Genomic DNA, 21,564 nt, shown 5'->3' on the forward strand with positions numbered 1-21,564 from the left:
CGTCACCTCGGCCGTGAAACGTTCCCGGCGTTCCGAAAGCGTGATCGCCAGGACGCTGTGTGCGGCTGCTTTGGTCGTCGCGGTCATACCGCACGCCGACGCCGACGAACGCGATCCGATCGCCGACGATTTGCACGAGACGGTCGTCGCCGTTCCCATGACCGAGCACGGCCTGTTCGGCGACCACACCCGCAATATCGTCGCCACCACGTACATGCCCGTTGGCGCCGGGCCGTTTCCGCTGATCGTGCTGAGTCACGGCAGCCCGCCCAATCCTCACGACCGCTTCAAGATCGGCCGCTACCGCAAGCTCGCGCAGATTCGGCAGTTCGTGAACCTCGGTTTCGCCGTGATCGTGCCGATCCGGCGCGGCTATGGCGCAACCGGCGGCAGCTATGCGGAAGACATCGGTTCGTGCCAGAACCCCGATTTCGAACGCGCCGGACGTGAAACAGCGCAAGACCTGCTCGCGACCATCGCCTTCGCCAACACCTTGCCGCAAGTGGACCCGAACAAAGTGGTGCTGGTAGGTCAGTCGGCGGGCGGCTTCGCGTCGCTCGCAGCGGCCAGCTATGCGCCGAAGGGGCTCGTGGCGGTGGTCAATTTCTCCGGCGGACGCGGCGGCAATCCCTCGCGTCATCCCGGCGCGCCGTGCGGGCCGGACAAGATGGCGCAGACCATCACTCACTTTGCGTCGACCACGCGAGTCCCCGTCCTATGGCACTACGTCGAAAACGATCAATACTTCGCGCCCGATGTCGTGAAAAGCTGGTTCGCGGCGTTCCAGTCGGCCGGCGGACACGGCGAATTCGTACTGGAACCGCAATTCGGCCGCGACGGCCACGGCATGTTCGCGGTGGACCGTTCGATCCCGATCTGGCTGCCGCATGTCGAGCAGTTTCTCGCGCCGATCGTGCCGCTCAGACAAAGCACGCCCCCAGCCAACTCGAACTCATGACACCTCGCCCACTTTTGATCGGTTAGGCTAGCAACCCGACTTTCGAAAGGCATAAAGGCGACCGCATCATGACCTCAAGTCCAACCTTCTGGATGGTTCCTTCCGCGCCGACACCCGTCGGCCCGTTTTCTCACGCCACGGAAAGCGACGGCTGGGTCTTCGTGACCGGCCAGATGCCGACCTCGCCCACCGACGACGACGCGCCGCTGCCGGAAGGTGTGGTCGCGCAAACGCAGCGTGTCATGGACAACCTCGTGCTCGTCCTGCAAGGCGTCGGGCTCGGTTTGCAGCACGTCGTCGCCGCGCGCATTTTCCTGACCGAGTTCAAGCGCGACTACGCTTCGATGAACGCGATCTACCGCGCCTATTTCCCCGCCGACGCACTGCCCGCCCGCACCTGCATCGGCGTGACCGGCCTCGCCCGCGACGCGCTGGTCGAAATCGACTTCATCGCAAAACGACCAGCCTAATGCGTCGACGCTTCGTCGAGTCCGAAGCGGTCACATAGCGCTTCGTGCAGCGAGATGGCGCGTTCGTCCATCTCGGTCGTCCAGCTTTCGCTGCGGTCGCACAGCCTTTGCAACTCGCGGCATTGGTGGGCGAACTGCGTCTCCTGCACGACCATGAACGCACCGGACGCGCTGTGCGCCCAGTCGCGCAGCGACTGCTGATTTTCCTCGTCGACGATGGTCAGCAGCTTCGGCAGATCGCTTTGCAAATGCGTGCGCAGCATCGCCGTGAAGCGCGCCTTGTCGTGCGGATTCAGCGCGGTGGCAGGCTGCGCAGCCTCGGCTGGCGATGGCGTGCGTCCCGCGACGACGGCCAGCAGCGCCGCTTCGAGTTCGCTCAGCGAAGCGGGCTTGGCGACGCAGCCGTCGAATCCGCGCTCGAGCCATCCTTCGTTTTGCCGCTGATCGGTCACCGCCGTGAAAGCCAGCACCGGCAAACCGGCATTCAGCCGATGCAGCGCGTCGAGCAACTCATGGCCGTCCATGAGCGGCATGTGAATGTCGGTCAGCACCACGTCGAAGGTGGCCGCGTCGAATGCCGCCAGCGCCTCGCGCCCGTCCTTCGTGATCGTCGGCGCGCAACCCAGCGTGTCGAGTTGTTCGACGATCAACGTCTGGATCAAAGGATTGTCTTCTGCAATCAGAACCTTCAAACCTCGCAGCGCGGGATCGAACGCCGGCGGCGGTGGCGGCGCGCGCTTGCCGCTCTCCGACAGGTCGGCGTGGTCCGTGAGGTTTGCACCGGAAGCCGCCAGTTCGACCGCCGCGAGAATTGCCGCGTGACTGAAGCTCGTCACTTCCAGCACACCGTCTGCCCGCACGACGGGCCGATGCGGACCGCTGCGCGTGATCCACGCGACGCCGGTCGCCTGGACGGCGCGCAGTTCGGCAAGCTCGTCGAGGGAATATTCGCCGGTCATCACCAACGCGTCCGGGCGGCTCGCTTGCAATCGTGACCGCGCGCTGTCCACCGATGTCACCGCATGCGCCGTCCAACCGGCACGCTGTAGCCATTCGCCGATCAGTTCACCGGCGTCGGGTTCCTGACACACCACGAGCACGGACCCGCGATGCGCGGGCGCGTCGGATGCCACCTTCGCCGACGCGTCATGCACGGCCGTCAGCGGAATCGAGACGCTGAACGCGCTGCCGACGCCCGCCACGCTTTCCACGTCGATATGGCCGCCCATCAGCTTGCACAGCCGTTCGCAGATGGACAGCCCCAGGCCGGTGCCGCCGAAGCGGCTCGACGTGCCCGGATCGCCTTGCTCGAACGGCCTGAAAACGCGCGCGACCAGCGCCTGATCCATGCCGATGCCCGAATCGCTGACCCGGCATACGAGAACCGGACGTCCATGGGCATCGTCTTGCAGTTGCGCCGTCAGAACGATCTTGCCGCGCAGCGTGAATTTGAATGCGTTGCTCAGCAGGTTATTCACGATCTGCGCTATGCGCGTGCGATCGCCCTGCATCACACAATCGAGCGTAGGCGACAGCAAGGCGTAGAAGCGGATCGCCTGATCGGCTTTGATCGGCGCGTAGGACAGCGCGATGTTCTCGAAGGCGTCGATCAGACGGAACGGTTCGCTGACCAGCTTCATCTCGCCCGCGTCGATCTTCGAGAAGTCGAGAATATCGTCGACGATGCGGCGCAATGCGTCGGCCGCGACGTTCAACGTGCCGAGCCGCTGCGCGTGGGCGTCGAGTCCCGGCGTGCGGGCGAACAGTTCGAGATTGCCGAGCAACGCATTCAACGGCGTGCGGATTTCATGACTCATCGAGGCGAAGAAATTCGAGCGCGCGCGCAGCATTGCGTCGCTGGTCTGCTGCGCGAGGCGCAACTGCTGTTCGAGTTCGTGTTGCGCGGTCACGTCGAGAATGGCGCAGAACAACACGTCTTCGCCGGCATAGCGCGCCGGCGCGTAGGTGAACTGCAGGAACCGGCCGCCGCCCGCCGCGCTGTCGCCGGCCGGCAAAGCTTGCGCGGGCGCGACGAATGCCGTCATGGTCGTCAGTTCGGCGCTCGAAGCAGGATCCTGCGCATGGGCTGAAAACTCGCCGACGATATGCGCCGGCAAACGCGCGCCGCCCGGCTCCAGCTTCAACAGCGCAACGGCCGGCTCGTTGGCGGTGATGATCGAGTAATTGCCTTGCCGCACGATGCACAAGCCGACCGGCGTCGCGCTGACGAGCACATGATTCAGGGTCTCGCTTTGCAACGCGCGCGACGTCTCCTCAAACGTCTTGCGCAACAGACGCAGCCCCCAGAAGCGCGACATCGCCGCGATCGCCAGCAGGATCAGCAGCGCCGCGCCGGCCAGCAAGGTCAGCTGGCCGCTGAGTATGGCGAGCATCGAAGGCCACGAGATGTAGCCCACCAGCGAGCCGAGGCCGGTCGTCAGCGGCTCGCTGAGCACGACGCCGTCGCGCGTGTAAAGGTACTTGCCGGAAGGAGAGCGCGCCGCCAGATCCAGCAACTTCGCTTCGATCACCGCGCCTAGCGGCGGCGACGCAACCACCAGCCGATGAGCGGCCGTGGTCAGCAGAAGCGAACCTTCGTGCGTGGGCCGCTCCAGATGCGCCGCCAGCACGTCCACCGGAATGCTCATGACGATCAGCACGCTGGGTCGATCGCCGTCGTAGTAGACGCTGACGGCCGAGACGACGCGCCGGCCTTGCAGCGGATCGCGATACGGACCTACCCAGACTTGCTCGCCCTTGCGCGGCAGACGCTCGCCGGTTTGCGCCAGCAATTCGCGTTCGACGCCCTCGCGCAGCGTGCCGATGATCGCCGGCCGCAGCGGCGGCGGCGAACTCGCGCCGCCGTTCGTGGCCTGCCCGAGCGACGGCATGATTGCCGCGTAGTTGCGCGTCAGTCCGATCAGCATCGCGCGACGCGCCGGTTCGTCGGAGAGCTGGCTGGTCAGCGTGGCGCGCGTGGCTTCGTAAAGCCGCCAGAGGTTCGTGCCCAGTTGCGGGCCCCATGCCGCGCGCGTGGCGTCGTCCACCAGCAGATCGAACGAGGCATCGAGCCGGTCGACCGTGCCGCGCGCATAGCCGTCGCGCCGGATCGACGCTTCGATGCCGTTGTCCACCGGCAGCACGTTGGCAGTGTCGTGGTAGTAGTCGAGCGTGAATTCCGCGTTACGCAGACGCAATGCTTCGCGATGCAGAAGGAGGGAAATGTCGCGGGCGTTCTGAATGGCGATGACGCGCCGGTAGTCGAGCTGATTCTTCGCGGCCAGCGCGGCCAGCAGCAACGCGACGATCACGACCAGCAGCATCAGCGCGCCGGTCGCTGCCAGATACGCACGCCGCTGACGTTTCGCGCTCTCGGCAAGCGACGCGAACGCGTTTGCCAGCGACGCTGTAGTGCGATCGAGGACTTTCTGCATCGGCTCGCCAGGAGGACGGGTGCACCGGCAGACCGCTGTCGTCGACGGCACGAAATGCGTCTGCAGGCCTTATACCGGCGCAGTGTAGCGCTTTTGACGCACCGGCGCGACGCGTCGACTGGCGCTCGTCTGCGGCCGGCGGCGATGCGAAAGATCCGGAAAGCAACTCTGCATTAACGGCGCAAAGACGGCTAAACCTGAGTGGTTTACTGGGAAACCCTAAAGTGCTGGGGGTTATTGCCGTTAATCCTTGCATAGCTGTAAGGACCGCGTTCGCGCGGACGCACTGCAAGGAAAGCCATGCGCAACAACCAGCCCGTCAGCGGGCAAGAATACGAATTCCCTTCGTCACAGATGCTGGTGTCCGCCACCGACCTGACGGGCCGCATCCAGTACTGCAATCCGGCCTTCATCGCCGTCTCCGGTTTTTCGCGCGAAGAGCTGATCGGTCAGCCGCATAACCTGATCCGTCATCCGGATATGCCGCGCGAAGCCTTCGCCGACATGTGGGCAACGATCCGCGACGGCCGCCCGTGGACCGCGCTCGTCAAGAACCGCCGCAAGAACGGCGATCACTACTGGGTGCAGGCCAACGTCACGCCGGTCGTCGAGAAAGGCGCGATCGTCGGCTATCTGAGCGTACGCGTGAAGCCGCAACGCAACGAGGTCCGCGAAACCGAGGCGCTGTACGCGCGAATCCGCAGCGGCGAATCGCGCGCGTTCCGGCTGCGGCGCGGCGTCGTGGTGCGCACGGGCGTGCTGGGGCGATTGCAATCGCTAATGCGTCTGCCGGTCGCCACGCGCGCCGCGCTCGGCTATGCCATCACGCCGCTGGCCCTGCTGCTGACCGGCCTCGCCGGCTGGCGCGGCGCGCCGCCCGCGCCGTTCTGGGCGGCCTTCGGCGTCACGGCGCTGTTCAGCCTGCTGTCCTGGCGATTGCTGGCCCGTCAACTCGGCGCGCCGATCCGCGATATGTCGGGCTTCGCCACCCGCCTCGCCGCGGGCGATCTGACCGCCGATCTGACGATCGAGCGTCACGACGACCTTGGCGACGTACTGCAGGCGCTCAACCAGCTGAAGGCGAATCTCGCGGCCATCGTCTACGACGTGCGCGCGCAGATCACCGGCATGCTCGACAACGCGCGGGAAATTTCGAGCGGCAATGTCGACCTCGCGCGGCGCACGGAATTGCAGGCGGCTTCGCTCGAAGAAACAGCCGCCACCATGGACGAACTGACCACGACCGTTCAGGCCAACGCCGACGCCAGCGTGCGCGCGCTCGATCTGGCGAAAGACGCGCAAGCGGCAGCGGCGGAAGGCGGCAAGATCGCCGGCCAGGTCGAGCAGACCATGGCCGGCATCACGGCCGCCTCCAAACGTATCGCGGATATCACCGGCGTCATCGACGGCATTGCCTTCCAGACCAACATTCTCGCGCTGAACGCCGCCGTCGAAGCCGCGCGTGCCGGCGAAGCGGGCCGCTCGTTCGCGGTGGTCGCGGGCGAAGTGCGGATGCTGGCGCAACGCTGCGCGGCGTCGTCGAAGGAAATCAAAACCGTGGTCGAGGCAAGTGCAACCGAAGTGGCGCTCGGCACCGAACTGGTTGCACGGACCACCTCGCAAATGCGCGTGATCGACGAAGCCGTGAGCCGCGTGTCGTCGATCATCGTGGAAGTGGCGAACGCGAGCAGCGAGCAGGCCGAAGGCATTCGCCAGGTCAATCAGGCGGTCTCGCATCTGGACGGCGCCACGCAGCAGAACGCCACGCTGGTCGAGCAGGCCGCGGCGACCGCGCAACGTCTCGCGGAACAGGCCGACGTACTCGACGAGGCCGTGCGCCTGTTCACCGTCGCCGACGCAACGCCCGCACGCGCGGCCGCCACTCCGCCGACGAGCGCCGGCATCGCCGCCGCGCGGCTCGCCGCGCCGGTCCGCGAGGCGCAGGAGTCGGCATTGGTCTGATAGATCGGCGTTACTCCCACCTCGACAGTCCAGTATTGGCCAAGCACGATGGAGTGGTCAGCGCCCAACCGTTGGATGGGCCGGCTGACCCGAGTAACAACGGCGTTTAGAAGCCCGTCCCATTGTGGACGGGCTTTTTTTTGAAGCCGCGACCGGCCGTTCCCTAGCCGACGCGCACGTCACCGCCGTGACAGTCGCGCAGGCATACGGTGCACCGCCACGGGGCACGAAAAATGCAGCCGTCGTTTCGCGGAGTCGCGTTAAACTGGATATGACAGTCGGGCGCACAGACCGGCATGCGGCGGCGAGCCGCGCCAGGTAACGCGCTGCGCCACGCACGGAGCGGTAACGGCCGGCAGGCGCCGGCTTCCAGGGTGTGAGCGTCGCGCGACACGCGCCGCGCCTTCCGGGCCGGACGCCCGTACAATGGATCGAACATCAACGGAACGAGGACAACTCGATGCGCACTACCGGGTCTTCCGGGTCAATGGCCCTGCTCACCGAATACGACGACGCAACGGCGCGCGAACTCCGCTCGCTGCGCCTCGAATCGACCGAAGACGGCAAAGGCATTCTTCTGGTCGAAGTCGATGAGCGCAAGCCTGGCATTCACCGCGAAGTGCGCTACGAAATTACGCCGGCAGAGCTGATCGCGGCAATCCGCGCACACGGCGCCGAACTGCCGGGCGAACAGCACAACCATCGCCAGTAAGTTCAGGCAGGCGCCGCTCGCACAAAGCGTCGCGGCGGCGCCCGGCACGCTCGCGCGGGCCTGCGTCATCCGTTGTCAAAACACACTAGAAACTGACAAAAATCCGTAGATCGGCACGGCCTTGCCGGAGATTCAATCCGCATGCCCGCGTGCGCCGGGCTTTGTCCAGCAATTCCCAATCGTGGTCAAGTTTTCGAGTCAGTTGCACGTCTCGAAAATGCGTCCATAATCCTTGCATCTCTTTCGTTTTCCTACCTGCGACGCTCCCGAAAGGGCAGCGGATGTAAGCCGATGCTACATGATCTTGTCGAGCAATATGGGCCGGCGCTCGTCTTCGTCAACGTGCTGGCGGCTTCGCTCGGGCTGCCGGTGCCGGCGATGCCGTCACTGGTGCTGTTCGGGGCGATGGCCGCCATGCATCCCGGTTCCGTCGGCACGCAATTGATGCCGGTTCTGATTCTGTCGATCTTCGCCACGCTGATCGGCGACAGCGCGTGGTATCTGGCTGGCCGCACCTACGGCGGAAATACGCTGAAAACGATTTGCCGGCTGTCGCTCTCGCGCGACACCTGCGTGAAAAAGACAGAACGTTTTTTCGGACGCTGGGGCGTCCGGGTGCTGGCGGTGGCGAAATTCGTCCCCGGCCTTTCGATCGTTTCGATTCCGATGGCCGGTGCAATGGGTACGCGCTACCGCACTTTCCTGACCTACGACAGCATCGGCGCCGCCTTGTGGTCGGGCACCGGCCTGATCATCGGCGCACTGTTCGCGCAGCAGATCGACATGCTGTTCGCCATGGCCGGACGTCTGGGCCGTACCGCCGCGCTGGTCGCGCTCGCGCTGCTGGTTCTGTATGCCGGCTACCGCTGGTATCGCCGCCGTCAGTTGACGGCCACGCTCGCGTCGCAACGCATCGAAATCGACGAACTGGCCACGCTGGTGTCGGCCGGCAAAACGCCGGTGCTGTTCGATATCCGTTCACAGGAAAAGCGTAAGCTCGATCCTTTCGTGATCCCGGGTTCGCAATTCGCCGACGAACGTCAGCTCGACGAGATCATCGCGACCTACCCGCACGATCAGAAAGTGGTGATTTACTGTTCCTGCCCGAACGAGATTTCCGCGGCATGGATGGCCAAGCAGATGAACGAAGCCGGCTTCTCCGACGTGCTGCCGTTGCGCGGCGGCATGGAAGCCTGGCGCGACTCGGGCAAGCCGGTGGATGCGCTGCCCGACACGCCGCCGCCCGAAGTGGCGGTGGACGATATCGCGCCCAAGGCCGTGTAGCGCAGCAGCGCCCCTATTCGCGCGTTTCACGCGCCCGCGCCGCTTCCGCCCACGTGTCGATCAATCAGGATGAACACAGAAGGAGCGGTTCAATGCTGTCGACTCAAGAAGCTGAAGGACAACAAACGGTTGTCGCCGACGCGCCGTTTTCGTCGCTCGCAACACGCATGCATCAGATGTTCCCCGCACTCACCTGCGAAGAAATCAAGCGGCTGCGCAAGTTCGGCGAAGTGGGTCACTGGGAAGCCGGCGAATTGCTGTTCGAAACCGGCTACACCGGCCCCGGCATGTTCGTGGTGCTCGAAGGACGCGTGAAGGTGTACCAACGCGACGGCATCGGGCGCGAAGTCGTGATCGGCGAGCATGGCGCCGGGCATTTTCTGGCGGAAGTCGGTCAATTGTCGGGCCGCCCTGCGCTCGTCAACGGCATGGCCATGAGCGCGGTCGACGCGCTGCTGATCCCGCCGGTTCAACTGCGTGCGCTGATCGTCGCGGAAGCCGAACTCGGCGAGCGCATCATGCGCGCGCTGATCCTGCGCCGCGTCTCGCTGATCGAAAAGGGCGCGGGCGGTCCGATCCTGATCGGCAGCAGCAACGACAGCCGTCTCGTCATGCTGCAAGGTTTTCTGTCGCGCAACGGCCACCCGCATTCGGTCATCGACGAACGCGACGAAGACGCGCTGCGTCTGATCGAACAGTTCGCCGCCGAAAAAGACGACATGCCGCTGGTGATCTGTCCGGACGGCTCGGTGCTGCGCCATCCGAGCATGCCGGAGCTGGCCACCTGTCTCGGCCTGCTGCCCGATCTCGACGACGCCCACGTGTATGACGTGGCGATCGTCGGCGCCGGTCCCGCGGGGCTGGCCACGGCCGTTTACGCGGCGTCCGAAGGGCTCTCGGTGATCGTGCTCGATAGCCGCGCGCCGGGCGGCCAGGCCGGCGCCAGTTCGCGCATCGAAAACTACCTCGGCTTCCCGACCGGCATCTCCGGCCAGGCGCTGGCGGGCCGAGCGTTCGTGCAGGCGCAGAAGTTCGGCGCGCACGTCGCCATTCCGGTCAACGTCAAGGCACTGCATTGCGCGGACTCGCCGCATCGGCTGGAACTGAAATGCGGCGGCCATATCAGCGCGCGCGCCATCGTGATCGCGAGCGGCGCGGTGTATCGCCGTCCGGCGCTCGAAGGCCTCGACCGGTTCGAAGGACGCGGCGTCTATTACTGGGCTTCGCCGGTGGAAGCCAAGCTGTGCAAGCGCGCGGAAGTGGTCCTGGTGGGCGGCGGCAACTCGGCGGGCCAGGCCATCGTCTATCTGGCCACGCACGCCGCCAAAGTTCACGTACTGATCCGCCGCAGCGGTTTCGAGGCGACCATGTCGCGCTATCTGATCGACCGCATCCGTTCGCTGCCGAATGTGTTCGTCCATCCGAACTCGGAAATCGGCCGTCTCGAATCGGACGACAGCGGTCTGTCCTCGGTCGTGCTGAAACGCGCGCTGCCGGACGGCACCGACCACATCGACGCGCGACATCTGTTCCTCTTCACCGGCGCGGACCCGAACACCGACTGGCTGCGCACCTGCGGCGTGGAACTGGACGAAAAAGGCTTCGTGCTGACCGGCACGAACGCCACTGACAACGCCTCGGTGTGCGATCTCGCCACCTCGGTCGAAGGCGTGTACGCCATCGGCGATGCGCGTGCCGGTTCGACCAAACGCGTCGCTGCGGCGGTCGGCGAAGGCGCGGCAGTGGTCGCGCAGATTCATCAACTGCTCGCGGTGTCGGCTGGCGAAGCCGTCGCGCTCGGCGCCTGATACGGCGTCGTCTGTCGACACGTCACGCGCCAGTTTGAAGACGCTACCGCTCTCCGCCGCCCGCACCCTCCATCTGGCCGCGCAAGGTCTGCTGGCGCCGCCACGCCGCAAGGCCGTGAAGGCGGACGTGCTCGACGCGATCCGCCGCATGGCGCAACTGCAGATCGACACCATTCACGTGGTGGCGCGCAGTCCCTATCTGGTGCTGTTCAGCCGGATCGGCGCGTATCCGCAGCAATGGCTCGACGAACATCTCGCCGAAGGCAATCTGTTCGAATACTGGTCGCACGAAGCCTGTTTCGTGCCGACCGAAGATTACCGGCTGCTGCGTCACCGCATGCTCGACCCGAGCGGCATGGGCTGGAAATACGCCGGCGAATGGCACAAGCAATATCGCAAGGAGATCGACCTGCTGCTCGCGCATATCCGCGCGACCGGCCCGGTGCGCTCGGCGGATTTCGCGCGCGAAGCGGGCAAAGGCAACGGCTGGTGGGACTGGAAGCCGGAGAAACGTCATCTCGAAGTGCTGTTCGCGATCGGCGAATTGATGGTGGCCGAGCGGCGCAATTTTCATCGTGTCTACGACGTGACCGAACGCGTACTGCCCGACTGGAACGACGCCCGCGATCTGCCGCCCGCACAGAGCGTGACCGAGGAAATCTTGCGCCGCACGTGCCGCACGCTCGGCGTGGTGCGCGCCGACTGGGTCGCCGATTACTACCGCTTGCCGCGCCGCCCGTATCGCGAGGACTTACACGCACTCGCCGATCGCGGCGAACTGATTCCCGTGCAGGTGGAAGGCTGGAAGCAGGACACGTTCGTTCATCGCGAATACGCGCCGATGATCGACGATGCGGCGAACGGCAAACTCGCCTCGACCGTCACCACGGTGCTCTCGCCGTTCGATCCCGTGGTGTGGGATCGCAAGCGGGCCGCCGCGCTATTCGATTTCGACTACGCGATCGAGTGCTACACGCCGGCGGCAAAGCGCAAATACGGCTATTTCGTCTTACCGTTGCTGAGTCGCGGCCGTCTGGTGGGTCGTGTGGATGCGAAAGCGCATCGCACGCAAGGCGTCTTCGAATTGAAGTCGCTCCATATCGAGCCAGGCGTGCGCTTGAGCGCGCGTCTGGCGGGCGACCTGCGGCGCGCCTTGCAGCGCTGCGCGGATTGGCACGGTACGCCGCAAGTGGAGGTCGCGTCAGCGCCGCGCGACTGGCTGGATGCGCTGACCGCAGAGAGCGCTCAGGAAGCTTAAGCGTCACGGCGCCAAGCGCGCGCCATTCAATGCAACGCCGCCCACGCCAGCGACAGCGAGAACACGCCCAGCACGATCGACGCCCCCCGCTGCACCTTCACCGGATTCAGCCAGGCGAGCTTGCCGCTGCCGAGCGCCGCGCCGAACGCAATCCATGCGAGCGCGATCGGCACCAGCAGGCAGGCGAAAATCGACATCGCCGCGAAATACGCCGGCCAATGCGCGAACGCGATAGCCGGAAAGATCGTGCCGGCGAACAGCAAGCCTTTCGGGTTGAGCAAGGTCGCGACGAACAACGTACGCAGGCCGCTCGCGCGCTGCGTCGAAACGGGCAAGGCGACGGCCGCGCGCCACATGTCGACGGCCAGATACGCGATGTACACGCCGCTTGCCACACGCAGCAGCGAAGGCAGCCACGGCAATGCGTGTGCGGCCTGCGCGAGAAAACGTCCCCACACGGAAATCGATATCAGATAGCCCGCGAGTTCGGCGGCGATCAGCGGCAGCGAGCGTTGTACGCCCTGGCGCAAACCAGCGGCAGCCAGCAGCGTGTTGGTGGGACCCGGCGTGATGAGCACGACGACGATGCCAATGGCGAGCATCGCGACAGCGGAAACGGAGAGCATAAAAAGCGCGGTGTTTGAGAACAGTGCGCCCTTTTTATCACAGTGTGTGGACAGCCGAACCATCGCGGCGCGCACCGCCAGGCGAAAAAGGCGGCGCGCCGCGTGACTCAGTGGTCGAGTTTCGCGCGCAGTTCGCGCGCGGCTTCGAGCAGACCTTCGTAGCCCGAGCGCGCATGCTCGGGCAGATCGGGATCGCCGACGAACGCGCCGAGCGTTTCGATCAGGCTATACAGAATGCCCTTGGCGGCGCCCGAAGCAATGCTGCCGGACGACACCTGCTGATCGACGTGACTCAGCGCGGCGTCGAGATGCTCGAGGTGATCGAGGTCGGGGCGATCGCCCGTGGGTGGTGTTGGCGAAACGTCTTGCGTCATGATGAAACTTCGCTCCTGTTGATGCACCGGTGAACAAGCCATCCTTTCATGTTGTTATATACCGATCGTGCGTCGCCGTCCATGCCGGTCCTTCGCGGAGGGAGTCAGGGTGTCCAACGGTACATCAGGATTTTTGCGCGCGCGTCGTCTTCGAGCAGCACGACGTACTCGCCGTTGTCCCGCTGCGCCGCGCTGATGCCGAGATACACGTCCACCCAGCCGGTCGTATTGCCGACGCTCGCGCCGGGCGTCATGTAGCCGACGGCCTGCCCCGTGCGCGCATCGTAGACGTCCACCTTCGCGGTGTACAACTCGGCCACGAACACATAGTTGCCCGCCACCGCCACGCCGACCGTCGTCGTTTGCGGACTGCTCTGCGTATTCCAGGGCAACGCGATGGCGTATTGCAGAGCGGGTGTGCCGGAACGCCAGTTGTCGTAACGCGCGAGCACCGGGCCGGCCTCTTTCCAGTGCGTCGCATCCCACGGAATCGCGGCCGTGAAGCCGGAAACGTACATCGTGTCGGTCTGCGCGATATAGACGATGCGTGCGATTCGCGTGAACGGTTGCGGCATCGCGAACATCGTCGAACTGGCGTAGCTGTAGATCGGGTTGCCCGCGGAATCGAGCCCCTGCAACGGCATTTCGCGGATCCCGCTCATGGGCGTGGCGAGCCACACGTTGCCCGGCATATCGACCCACCAGAAGCCGTTACCGACCGTGCTGCCCGTCGACGGATTGCTGCTGATCTCGCTCGCGTCCACCACGCCGTTGCCATTGCTGTCGCGCCACAGCCATTCGCCGTACGTCGGTTGGCCGGCCGGCCAGTTGCCCGGCAGCGGATTCTGCGCCAGCAGGCCGGATGGAATCGCCATCTCGCCATGCGCGCTGTCGAATCGATACACGTTCAGATAATGCGCGCCGGGATCGAGCGTGTAGAGAAAACGCCGACCGTCGAAGCGGCGCACCATCGGCTCGCCGCGCACGCCGCGCGGCTGGTGGAAGGCCGGGTCGTCGGGATAGTCGAAACGGTCGAGTGTGAATGCCGCGTACGACCATTCGTGTCCTGCCGGCTGACTGTAGTCGAGCGTGAAGCGCTTCGAACCTGTGTAGACGGAGTTCGGCGTGGCCGGATCGAACGCGGCGCCGTCGACAAAGGTCAGTCCGTACAACCGCCAGTTCAGCGCGCGCGAGTTGAACACGTAGCTCTCCAGCACCGCGCCTTGTCCGACCGAAGCCGAGCCAATGGGGCGTGGTCCTTCGCCGTTCTGCGCGACATAGAGATTGCCGGACGCGTCGACGCCGATCCCCGTGATGCCGTTGAAACGTCCATTGCCCGGCGCGCCCTTCACGACATGAAACATGCCGTTGCGCGTGCCGATCGACGCGCCCGCCTGCAGCGCGCCGTTCGCATCTTTCGTGTAGACGAGAATCTGCTGGAGCGGTCCGTTATCCGCGACGAGAATCTGCCCCGATGGTGCCACGGCGATATCGGTGGGCACCGTTCCCGCGGGCAGCGGCACCGTGCCGGCGAGCAACGCGCCGTTCGCGCTGTAATGAACGATGCTTAGGTTTCCCGATGAAACGCCGCTCATCACCCACAAGGTCGAATCGGTATCCACGGCGAGGCGTCCGGGCGATGGCACGTTCCACGAACGCAGACGCTGCATCGAATTGGCGTCGTAGACCAGAATGCGGCTGTTCGCCGTGTCCGCGACATACACCTCGCTGTCGGTCGCGGCGAGCCCGCGCACGCTGGCGTCGGTGCCGGTCGCCGCGGCGTTGAGCAGCAGGAAACTGTTCTTCGTCGCGTTGGCGCTGTTGCCGATGCCGCCGGTGAACGGCGCACCTGTCGCCAGATTGGCGAGCGTGCGGCGCGTGATGCCGTACCACGTCAGATTGGCCGGCGGAAAATCCGCGCCGACCAGGCCATTGCTCTCGTTGCCGATCGACATGGCGGCATAGAGATAGCTGTGGTTCGTCGCGATGGCGTCGCCGCCCGTGTTGCCCCAGCCGTGCGTCGACCCGGCGACGGCGATCTTGTCGCCCGCACGATAGGCCGCGATCTCGCTGCCGCTTTCGTCCCACGGCGCATTCGTGTACACGGTGCCGTCGACACCGACGCTGATCGCCTGGATATCCTGCTGCATCCATTTGCCGTCACCGAAACCGAAGCTGTTGCCGATCCACGACGTGGAGTAAGTCAGTTGCGATTGCGCGGACGCGCCGAGCGGCAGCAGGCTCTGTAAGAGCACGGCTGCTACACCAATGCGGAATGGGAGTGTCACGGTGTTTCCTTGCGAGGGGCATTGCATGCTCGCACGGAAGAAGGCGGAAATTTATTGCTAAAAAAATGGCAAAGGGCTTGCCTCTGCATTAAATAATTCGAAGCGCATAGTTATATGCGGCAATGCCGACATTTGCCGTGCCGTATTCATTTGCGCGCTTCGAAAGTGGGTCGATGAAGCATGCGAGCGTGAATCGGATGACGCGCTCGCATGCCTGCATGCGTTTGCCTGGTCTTCTACGCTCAGGCGTGTTCCGACGCCGCGGCTGCCTGCGCTGCCGCTTCCGCCGCCACCACCGCCGGCGACACGATCGCCGGCTGACCGGTCTGGCGACGCGAGCGGCCCGAACTCAGGTAATCGGCAATCGAATCCTGCGTGACTTCGCCGACATAGCGCCCGTCGCCGTCCATCACCGGCATCCACGACGAATTGAACTGGTACATCTTCGACAACACGATGCGCAGATTTTCGTCGGTGCTCACGGTCGCCTTGAACGGCGTGAGATGCTCGCCGCACACGCCCTGCCCCGCGCGCGCTGCACGGCGCGTCACGTAGCCGAGCGCCTGCTGGTCGCCGTCGACAATCGTCAGATAGCGGCTATCGCTGTCGTCCATCATCTGGAATGCGTTGGCGAGCGGCGTGTCGGCGCGCGCGGTTTCCGGCTGCGTCGCGGCGTCGCCGGCCTTCACCAGCAACAGACGCTTGAGCGTGCTGTCCTGTCCCACGAACGCGCCGACGAATTCGTCGCGCGGGTGAGCCAGCAGCGTATCCGGATGATCGTATTGCACCAGTTGGCCGCGACGGAACACGGCAACGCGGTCGCCGAGCTTGATGGCTTCGTCGATATCGTGGCTCACCATGATGACCGTCTTGTTCAACTGACGCTGCATCTGGAAGAACTCGTTCTGGATCGATTCGCGATTGATCGGATCGACGGCGCCGAACGGCTCGTCCATCAGCAGCACGGGCGGATCGGCGGCGAGCGCACGAATTACGCCGATCCGCTGTTGCTGACCACCCGACAATTCGCGCGGATAGCGCTTCAGGTATTGCTTCGGATCGAGCGCGACCATCGACATCAACTCGGTCGCGCGCTCGCGGCAACGCTTCTTGTCCCAGCCCAGCAGACGCGGCACGACCGTGATGTTTTCCTCGATCGTCATGTTCGGGAAAAGGCCGATCTGCTGGATCACGTAACCGATGTGACGGCGCAACTCCACCTCGTTCAAGCCGGAAGTGTCTTCGCCATTGATCAGCACGCGGCCCGAGGTCGGCTCGATCAGCCGGTTGATCATCTTCAGCGTGGTGGTTTTGCCGCAGCCCGACGGTCCGAGAAACACGCAGATTTCTCCTTCGCCGACGCTCAGGCTTACCGAGTCGACGGCACGCACCTGCTGGCCGTCTTTCTGCGTAAACGTCTTGGTCAGTTTGTCGAGTTCGATCATGTCTTTTGTACTCCCTTCGGTGTCAGCAGACGTTGCAACGCCTGCAGCAGCAAGTCGGCGACGATCGCGAGCAAGCTCACGAGCACGGCGCCCACCAGTAGTTTCATCATGTTGCTTTGGCCGATCGCGCGAATGATCAGGTTGCCCAGACCGCCCGCGCCGATCACGGCGGCAATCGTCATCACGCCGATGTTCATCACCACGGCCGTGCGCACGCCGCCGAGAATCACCGGCACGGCGAGCGGCAGGTCGACGAGACGCAGACGCTGCCACACGGTCATGCCGATGCCGATGCCCGCTTCCTTGATGCCGGCGTCGACATTGCGCAACGCGAGGTAGGTGTTGCGCATGATCGGCAATAGCGAATAAAGGAACACGGCGGTGATCGCCGGCACCGCGCCGATGCCCTGGCCGAAGCGCGAGAACACCGGAATCATCAGCCCGAACAACGCGATCGACGGCAAGGTCAGCACCACGGTTGCAATGCTCAGCAAAGGCGCCGCCAGCCATTCGTGTCGATTGATCAGGATGCCCAACGGAACGCCGACGAGAATCGCGCAGCCCACCGCGATGCCCACCAGCCACACGTGCTGTGCCGTGAGTTGCAGCAGTTCGGGCCAGTTGGCGGACAGATAGTCGAATACAGTCATGAGTAGGTCTCCGCTCAGGGCAGCTTGTGCGTGCGCAGGAAATCCGCGGCCACGTCGCGCACCGGTTTGCCGTCGATATCGACCTGCTTGTTCATCTCCAGCATAGTGTCGTTGTTCAGCGCGCCGGAAAGCGCGTTCAACTGCGTGGCGAGTTGCGGGTTCTGATCGAGGATCGGCTTGCGCACCACCGGCGTCGCGTTATACGCGGGGAAATAATGGCGATCGTCTTCGAGCGCCACGATGTTGAAGCCCTTCACGCGGCCGTCCGTGGTGTAGATCAGGCCGATCGGCACCTGGTTGTTATGCAGGGCCGTGTAGACGAGGCCAGGGTCCATCTGACGTGTTTCCGCGCGGCTGAAGTTCATGCCGTACGCCGCTTCGAGCGGCTTCAATCCGTCCGGACGATTGGCGAACTCGGCGTCCATCGCGAACACGTGCTTCTGCTTCGGCTCGGCCTTCAGTTTGGCGGCGAGTTGCGAGATCGTGCGGATGCCGGTTTGCTGCGCCACCTGCTGCGGCAAGCCGAGCGCGTAGGTGTTGTTCAACGGCGAAGCGTCGAGCCACACGAGTCCGCGCGGCGCGTCGAGCGCCTTGACGCGTTCGTACATCGCTTTCGGATCGAGCTTCTCGGTGAGCTTGTCATACACGAGCGCGGCCGTGCCGGTGTATTCCCACGTTATATCCACCTGACCGTTCTCCTGGGCGCTGCGCAACAACACGCTGCCGAGTCCGGTGCGGGTATCGACCGTATAGCCCTTCGACTTCAGATATTGCGAGGTGATTTCCGCCAGCACGTATTGCTCGGTGAAGTTCTTGCCGCCGAGCACGAGCGTCGCCGCGCCCGCATGGAGACTCGTGACGAGCGCCGCGCCGATTGCGAGCCAACGTCCACCGCGCTTGAACGCGGATGTCGCGGCGCGCGTTTTGCATTCCAGTCGCGTCGTCATGCCGTCACCCCGCGTCGCGCGAGCAGATAGCGGCTGCTGGCCGAGACGATACCGTCGAGCACCAGCGCGAGAATCGCGGTGGCGGCGGCGCCGAGCAGAAGTTGCTGCTGGTTGTTCAGATAAATGCCCGGAAAAATCAGCGTGCCGAGGCTGTCCGCGCCGATCAGATACGCAAGCGGCGCGCTCCCTACGTTGATGGCCAGCGCCGTGCGTACGCCACCGATAATGATCGGCATCGCGTTGGGCAATTCGACGCGCATGAGCGACTGCCAACCCGTCATGCCGATCCCGCGCGCGGCTTCACGCAAGGCGGGCGACACGTTTTTCATGCCTTCGTAGGCGTTACGGGTGATCGGCAGCAGCGACGCGAGAAACAACGCGACGAGCGCCGGCATGTCGCCGATACCGAAGATGCCGAGGGCGATGGCCAGCACGGCGAGCGACGGCACCGTATTGCCGATGTTGAAAATCTGCATGAAGCGCTCGGCATGACGCGCGAAGGACGGACGGCTCAGCAACATGCCGGCAGGAATGCCGACCAGCAGCGCCAGCGCCATCGAATAGCCCACCAGCAGCAAATGCCGCTTGGTGTAATAGACCAGATCTGGCGCGTACTGACGCAGCGCGCTAGGCTCGATCGCGCTGCATAGCAACGCGACGACGATGCCGATGGCGACAAGACTGCCGATCAGTCTGGCAGGACGTTGAATCATGAAGGTGCGCCTCCTGGTTCGGGCGACGCGCGAGACCGGCCGCGCCGCACAGGCGTCGTGACGACGCTGCGAATGGGAAGTTCGGGACGCGGCACGAGCCGCGAGTTGAACCGAATGGTGCCGGGACGATGCTTTCGCCTCGGCGCGAGAGCGACGTGTGCGCAATGCGCGAGCGCTCCCGGTGACATACCGGGTAGCAAATCCGGTGCCAGCACCATGGGCACGCGCGGTGAACGGGCGTGTCGCCGCGCTAAGGAGAGATGGAAAATGTCCCGATCCAGGACGGCGTTGCACGTCGTGTTCGGTCGGTTTTTCGCCTGTTTCGATTCGCTTTTCGGGATCTGACGGCAAATTTTCGTCAAATCGATGAGCGGATGTCAGGCCGACGGTGAGGGACTTACCGCGCAGGCTCGCGGCAACATTGTCGTGCTGTCGCTTTGCCCACTTTTTTGTCCGGGCTCTGCCCGACGCGTGTCATTTTTACCCGTCTGCGCGCCAAAGCGCATGCCCATCGCGCGGCGAACGGCACGCGATGGGCTCCCGAATAGTCTCACCGTAGCGCGATCGGGCGGTCGTCAGGAGGCCCGAACGCGCCGCACGAAAATCCGTTTGGTGAGATCGAAGGCGACCAGATTGCCGGCCAGCACGAGCACGAGTCCGAACACGGCCAGCGCTGACCACTGGTAGCCCTCGAATACCGTCGACGCCGCCAGCGCCACGATCGGAAACAGCACCGTGCAGTACGCCGCGCGCTCCGGACCGATACGGCCCACCAGCATCAGATACGCCGTGAAGCCGATCACCGATCCGAAGATGGCGAGGTACCCGAGCGCGCCGACATAACGCACTGTGGGCTCGATATCGAACGAGTAGCCAGCCACCAGACTGCCGACGGTCAGGATGCTCGCGCCGATCATCATCGCCCAGCTGTTGGTGGCGAAGGGATGCAGACCCATCGACTGCATCCGGCTCGACAACAGGCTGCCGGCGGAAAAACAGAGCGTGCCGAGAAACGCGACCGCGAGACCGACCCATTCGGCGTGATTCGTCGTGTGCCCGGCCATCTGCTGCACGAACAGGCAGACGATGCCGAGCAGTCCCAGCAGCGCGCCCGCAATCGCAGTGGGTTGCAACGGTCGTCCCATGAACAGACGGCCGTTCAGCGAGTTCATCAACGGCGCGATGGAAAACACCACCGCCACCAGGCCGCTCGGCACGGTCTGTTCAGCGTAGTAGAAGCACAGAAAGTTCAGGCAGAACAGCGCCAGTCCTTGCGCCACGAGATAGCGCCAGGCGGCGCGCGGCGGCCAGATCGGACGGCGCATCAAGCGCAGCAGGGCGAACAGTACGACGGCCGCGATCCAGAAGCGCCATGCAATCGACACGGGCGGCGGCACGGTGCCGAGTTGCCATTTGATCGCCAGCCAGGTGGTACCCCAGATGAGAACGGTGACGGCATAGAGCGACAGATTCATGGCAAACCTACGGCATTGAAAACGGAGGTTCGACTATGCCGTGAGCCCGCTCCCGGCACTTGTCCAAACTTGCGCATTTTTTCGTGGACGCAAGCCGCGCCCGTTGCCGCGCCGTATACTGAGGCCTGTCCCTGATCGCTGCTCGCGCCTTGAACGCCAACCCGCCCGCCTCCGTGATGAACTCGCTTGAAGCGCCCTTCGGCCTTCAGTCGGTGTGTCACACGCTGCGCAGCGCGGACGCCCATCTCGATCGCTTTGCGTGGCTCGGCGACCGTCTGGCCGTCGCCATCTGGACACGCGACACCGAAGAAGCCGAGACCGTCTACGATCGCCCCGGACATCACACGCTCTCGTGCTATCTGGACGGCGGCTATCGCACCGAACGTCAGAAAATGCCCGGCCGCTACGGTGCGCCGGCGCGGCTGTGTGCGTTGCCCGGTGAACACGAGTCGCGCTGGTGGGTGCGCGGCCATATGCACTTCATGCATCTGTATTTCCTGCCGGAACATTTCACGCAGCGCGCCGTGCAGGAACTCGACCGCGAGCCGCGCGAACTCACGCTGGCCGATCGCACCTATTTCGAAGATCCCCGCATTGCGAGCCTGTGCCAGAGGCTCGCCAACGAAAACTGGCAGAACCCGGACGGCCTGCTGCGCAGCAACGAAACCGCGCATCAGGTGCTCAGCCTGCTGCTTCGCGCGCAAGGCGTGCGGCGCGCGGACTCATCGCCGAAGGGTGGTTTGCCGGTGGCCACGCGGCGTCGTTTGCGCGACTACATCGAGAGCCATCTGGCCGAGCCGCTGACACTCGGCGCGCTGGCGAGCGTCGCGGGTTTATCGGAGTTTCACCTCGCGCGGATGTTCCGCACGTCGTTCGGTTTGCCGCCCGCGGCATGGATCGCGCAGGAGCGGATCGAGCGCGCACGCACGCTGCTGCGCACTACGTCGTTGCCGCTCGCGCTCGTCGCCGAACAATGCGGCTATGCCAACGCCAGCCACTTCAGCCATCGCTTTCGCGAGCGCGTCGGCGTGGCGCCTACGGTGTACCGGCAGGTGGTGGGCGGCTGACTGTTTTCATCGGCCGGCACCGGCTGTCGTTTTGCGTGACGGCGCCCATCTGCTTGCCTGGCATAACGTACCAATTCGTATCAATTCGCGATT

Annotated in this window: 17 protein-coding genes; 8 read left to right on the forward strand and 9 right to left on the reverse strand. The window is 64.5% G+C overall.

The genetic code is table 11. The annotated features are described in order from the left end of the window. The first annotated feature begins 13 nt into the window (after window positions 1–13). Window positions 14–958, forward strand: coding sequence for an alpha/beta hydrolase family protein (locus P3T18_RS32085; RefSeq protein ID WP_429303989.1), 945 nt, complete (start codon window positions 14–16; stop codon window positions 956–958). Window positions 959–1,026: 68 nt separating this feature from the next. Next, on the forward strand, window positions 1,027–1,428 hold the full coding sequence (locus P3T18_RS32090) for a RidA family protein (protein WP_429303990.1): 402 nt from the start codon (window positions 1,027–1,029) through the stop codon (window positions 1,426–1,428). On the opposite strand, the gene P3T18_RS32095 is transcribed toward P3T18_RS32090, so the two are convergent. Further along, window positions 1,425–4,862 (reverse strand): ATP-binding protein, encoded by a 3,438-nt coding sequence (locus tag P3T18_RS32095; RefSeq protein WP_429303991.1) that lies wholly within the window; start codon window positions 4,860–4,862, stop codon window positions 1,425–1,427. The genes P3T18_RS32090 and P3T18_RS32095 overlap by 4 nt on opposite strands. A gap of 300 nt (window positions 4,863–5,162) precedes the next feature. Here P3T18_RS32095 and P3T18_RS32100 point away from each other — a divergent pair, with 300 nt between their 5' ends. From P3T18_RS32100 to P3T18_RS32120, 5 genes are all read left to right on the forward strand, one after another. After that, window positions 5,163–6,824, forward strand: coding sequence for a methyl-accepting chemotaxis protein (locus P3T18_RS32100; protein WP_429303992.1), 1,662 nt, complete (start codon window positions 5,163–5,165; stop codon window positions 6,822–6,824). Window positions 6,825–7,284: 460 nt separating this feature from the next. Beyond that, window positions 7,285–7,536 carry a hypothetical protein gene (locus tag P3T18_RS32105; protein ID WP_035560791.1) on the forward strand — a complete coding sequence of 84 codons (252 nt, stop codon included), beginning with the start codon at window positions 7,285–7,287 and terminating at the stop codon, window positions 7,534–7,536. Between the two features lie 291 nt (window positions 7,537–7,827). Then, the gene (locus tag P3T18_RS32110; RefSeq protein ID WP_429303993.1) at window positions 7,828–8,820 is read left to right on the forward strand and encodes a DedA family protein/thiosulfate sulfurtransferase GlpE; all 993 of its coding nucleotides are present in this window, start codon (window positions 7,828–7,830) and stop codon (window positions 8,818–8,820) included. Window positions 8,821–8,912: 92 nt separating this feature from the next. Continuing rightward, window positions 8,913–10,628 (forward strand): FAD-dependent oxidoreductase, encoded by a 1,716-nt coding sequence (locus P3T18_RS32115; RefSeq protein ID WP_429303994.1) that lies wholly within the window; start codon window positions 8,913–8,915, stop codon window positions 10,626–10,628. A gap of 34 nt (window positions 10,629–10,662) precedes the next feature. Continuing rightward, on the forward strand, window positions 10,663–11,886 hold the full coding sequence (locus P3T18_RS32120) for a winged helix-turn-helix domain-containing protein (protein ID WP_429303995.1): 1,224 nt from the start codon (window positions 10,663–10,665) through the stop codon (window positions 11,884–11,886). A 26-nt stretch (window positions 11,887–11,912) separates the two neighbouring features. Here P3T18_RS32120 and P3T18_RS32125 read toward each other — a convergent pair whose 3' ends face one another. The 8 genes from P3T18_RS32125 to P3T18_RS32160 form a co-directional block, all read right to left on the reverse strand. Then, on the reverse strand, window positions 11,913–12,512 hold the full coding sequence (locus P3T18_RS32125) for a LysE family translocator (RefSeq protein ID WP_429303996.1): 600 nt from the start codon (window positions 12,510–12,512) through the stop codon (window positions 11,913–11,915). Between the two features lie 107 nt (window positions 12,513–12,619). Continuing rightward, window positions 12,620–12,886 (reverse strand): hypothetical protein, encoded by a 267-nt coding sequence (locus P3T18_RS32130; RefSeq protein WP_429303997.1) that lies wholly within the window; start codon window positions 12,884–12,886, stop codon window positions 12,620–12,622. A 104-nt stretch (window positions 12,887–12,990) separates the two neighbouring features. Continuing rightward, complete coding sequence (locus P3T18_RS32135; protein ID WP_429303998.1) at window positions 12,991–15,201, reverse strand: hypothetical protein; 2,211 nt, start codon at window positions 15,199–15,201, stop codon at window positions 12,991–12,993. Window positions 15,202–15,416: 215 nt separating this feature from the next. Beyond that, the gene (locus P3T18_RS32140; protein ID WP_429303999.1) at window positions 15,417–16,619 is read right to left on the reverse strand and encodes a betaine/proline/choline family ABC transporter ATP-binding protein; all 1,203 of its coding nucleotides are present in this window, start codon (window positions 16,617–16,619) and stop codon (window positions 15,417–15,419) included. Continuing rightward, window positions 16,616–17,269: an ABC transporter permease gene (locus tag P3T18_RS32145; RefSeq protein ID WP_429304000.1), complete on the reverse strand. Its 654-nt coding sequence runs from the start codon at window positions 17,267–17,269 to the stop codon at window positions 16,616–16,618. Before P3T18_RS32145 ends, P3T18_RS32140 begins: the two co-directional genes overlap by 4 nt. 14 nt (window positions 17,270–17,283) lie before the next feature. Next, window positions 17,284–18,216: a glycine betaine ABC transporter substrate-binding protein gene (locus tag P3T18_RS32150; protein ID WP_429304001.1), complete on the reverse strand. Its 933-nt coding sequence runs from the start codon at window positions 18,214–18,216 to the stop codon at window positions 17,284–17,286. Further along, on the reverse strand, window positions 18,213–18,929 hold the full coding sequence (locus P3T18_RS32155) for an ABC transporter permease (protein WP_429304002.1): 717 nt from the start codon (window positions 18,927–18,929) through the stop codon (window positions 18,213–18,215). The genes P3T18_RS32150 and P3T18_RS32155 overlap by 4 nt, the downstream gene beginning before the upstream one ends. A 575-nt stretch (window positions 18,930–19,504) precedes the next feature. Continuing rightward, window positions 19,505–20,404 carry a DMT family transporter gene (locus P3T18_RS32160; RefSeq protein ID WP_429304003.1) on the reverse strand — a complete coding sequence of 300 codons (900 nt, stop codon included), beginning with the start codon at window positions 20,402–20,404 and terminating at the stop codon, window positions 19,505–19,507. 176 nt (window positions 20,405–20,580) lie between these two features. On the opposite strand from P3T18_RS32160, the gene P3T18_RS32165 reads away from it, so the two are divergent. Continuing rightward, a complete protein-coding gene (locus tag P3T18_RS32165) occupies window positions 20,581–21,471 on the forward strand; it encodes a helix-turn-helix domain-containing protein (protein WP_429304004.1) in 891 nt (296 codons plus the stop codon). The last annotated feature ends 93 nt before the right edge of the window (window positions 21,472–21,564 follow it).

The organism is Paraburkholderia sp. GAS199 (assembly GCF_050436585.1).
GTDB lineage: Bacteria > Pseudomonadota > Gammaproteobacteria > Burkholderiales > Burkholderiaceae > Paraburkholderia.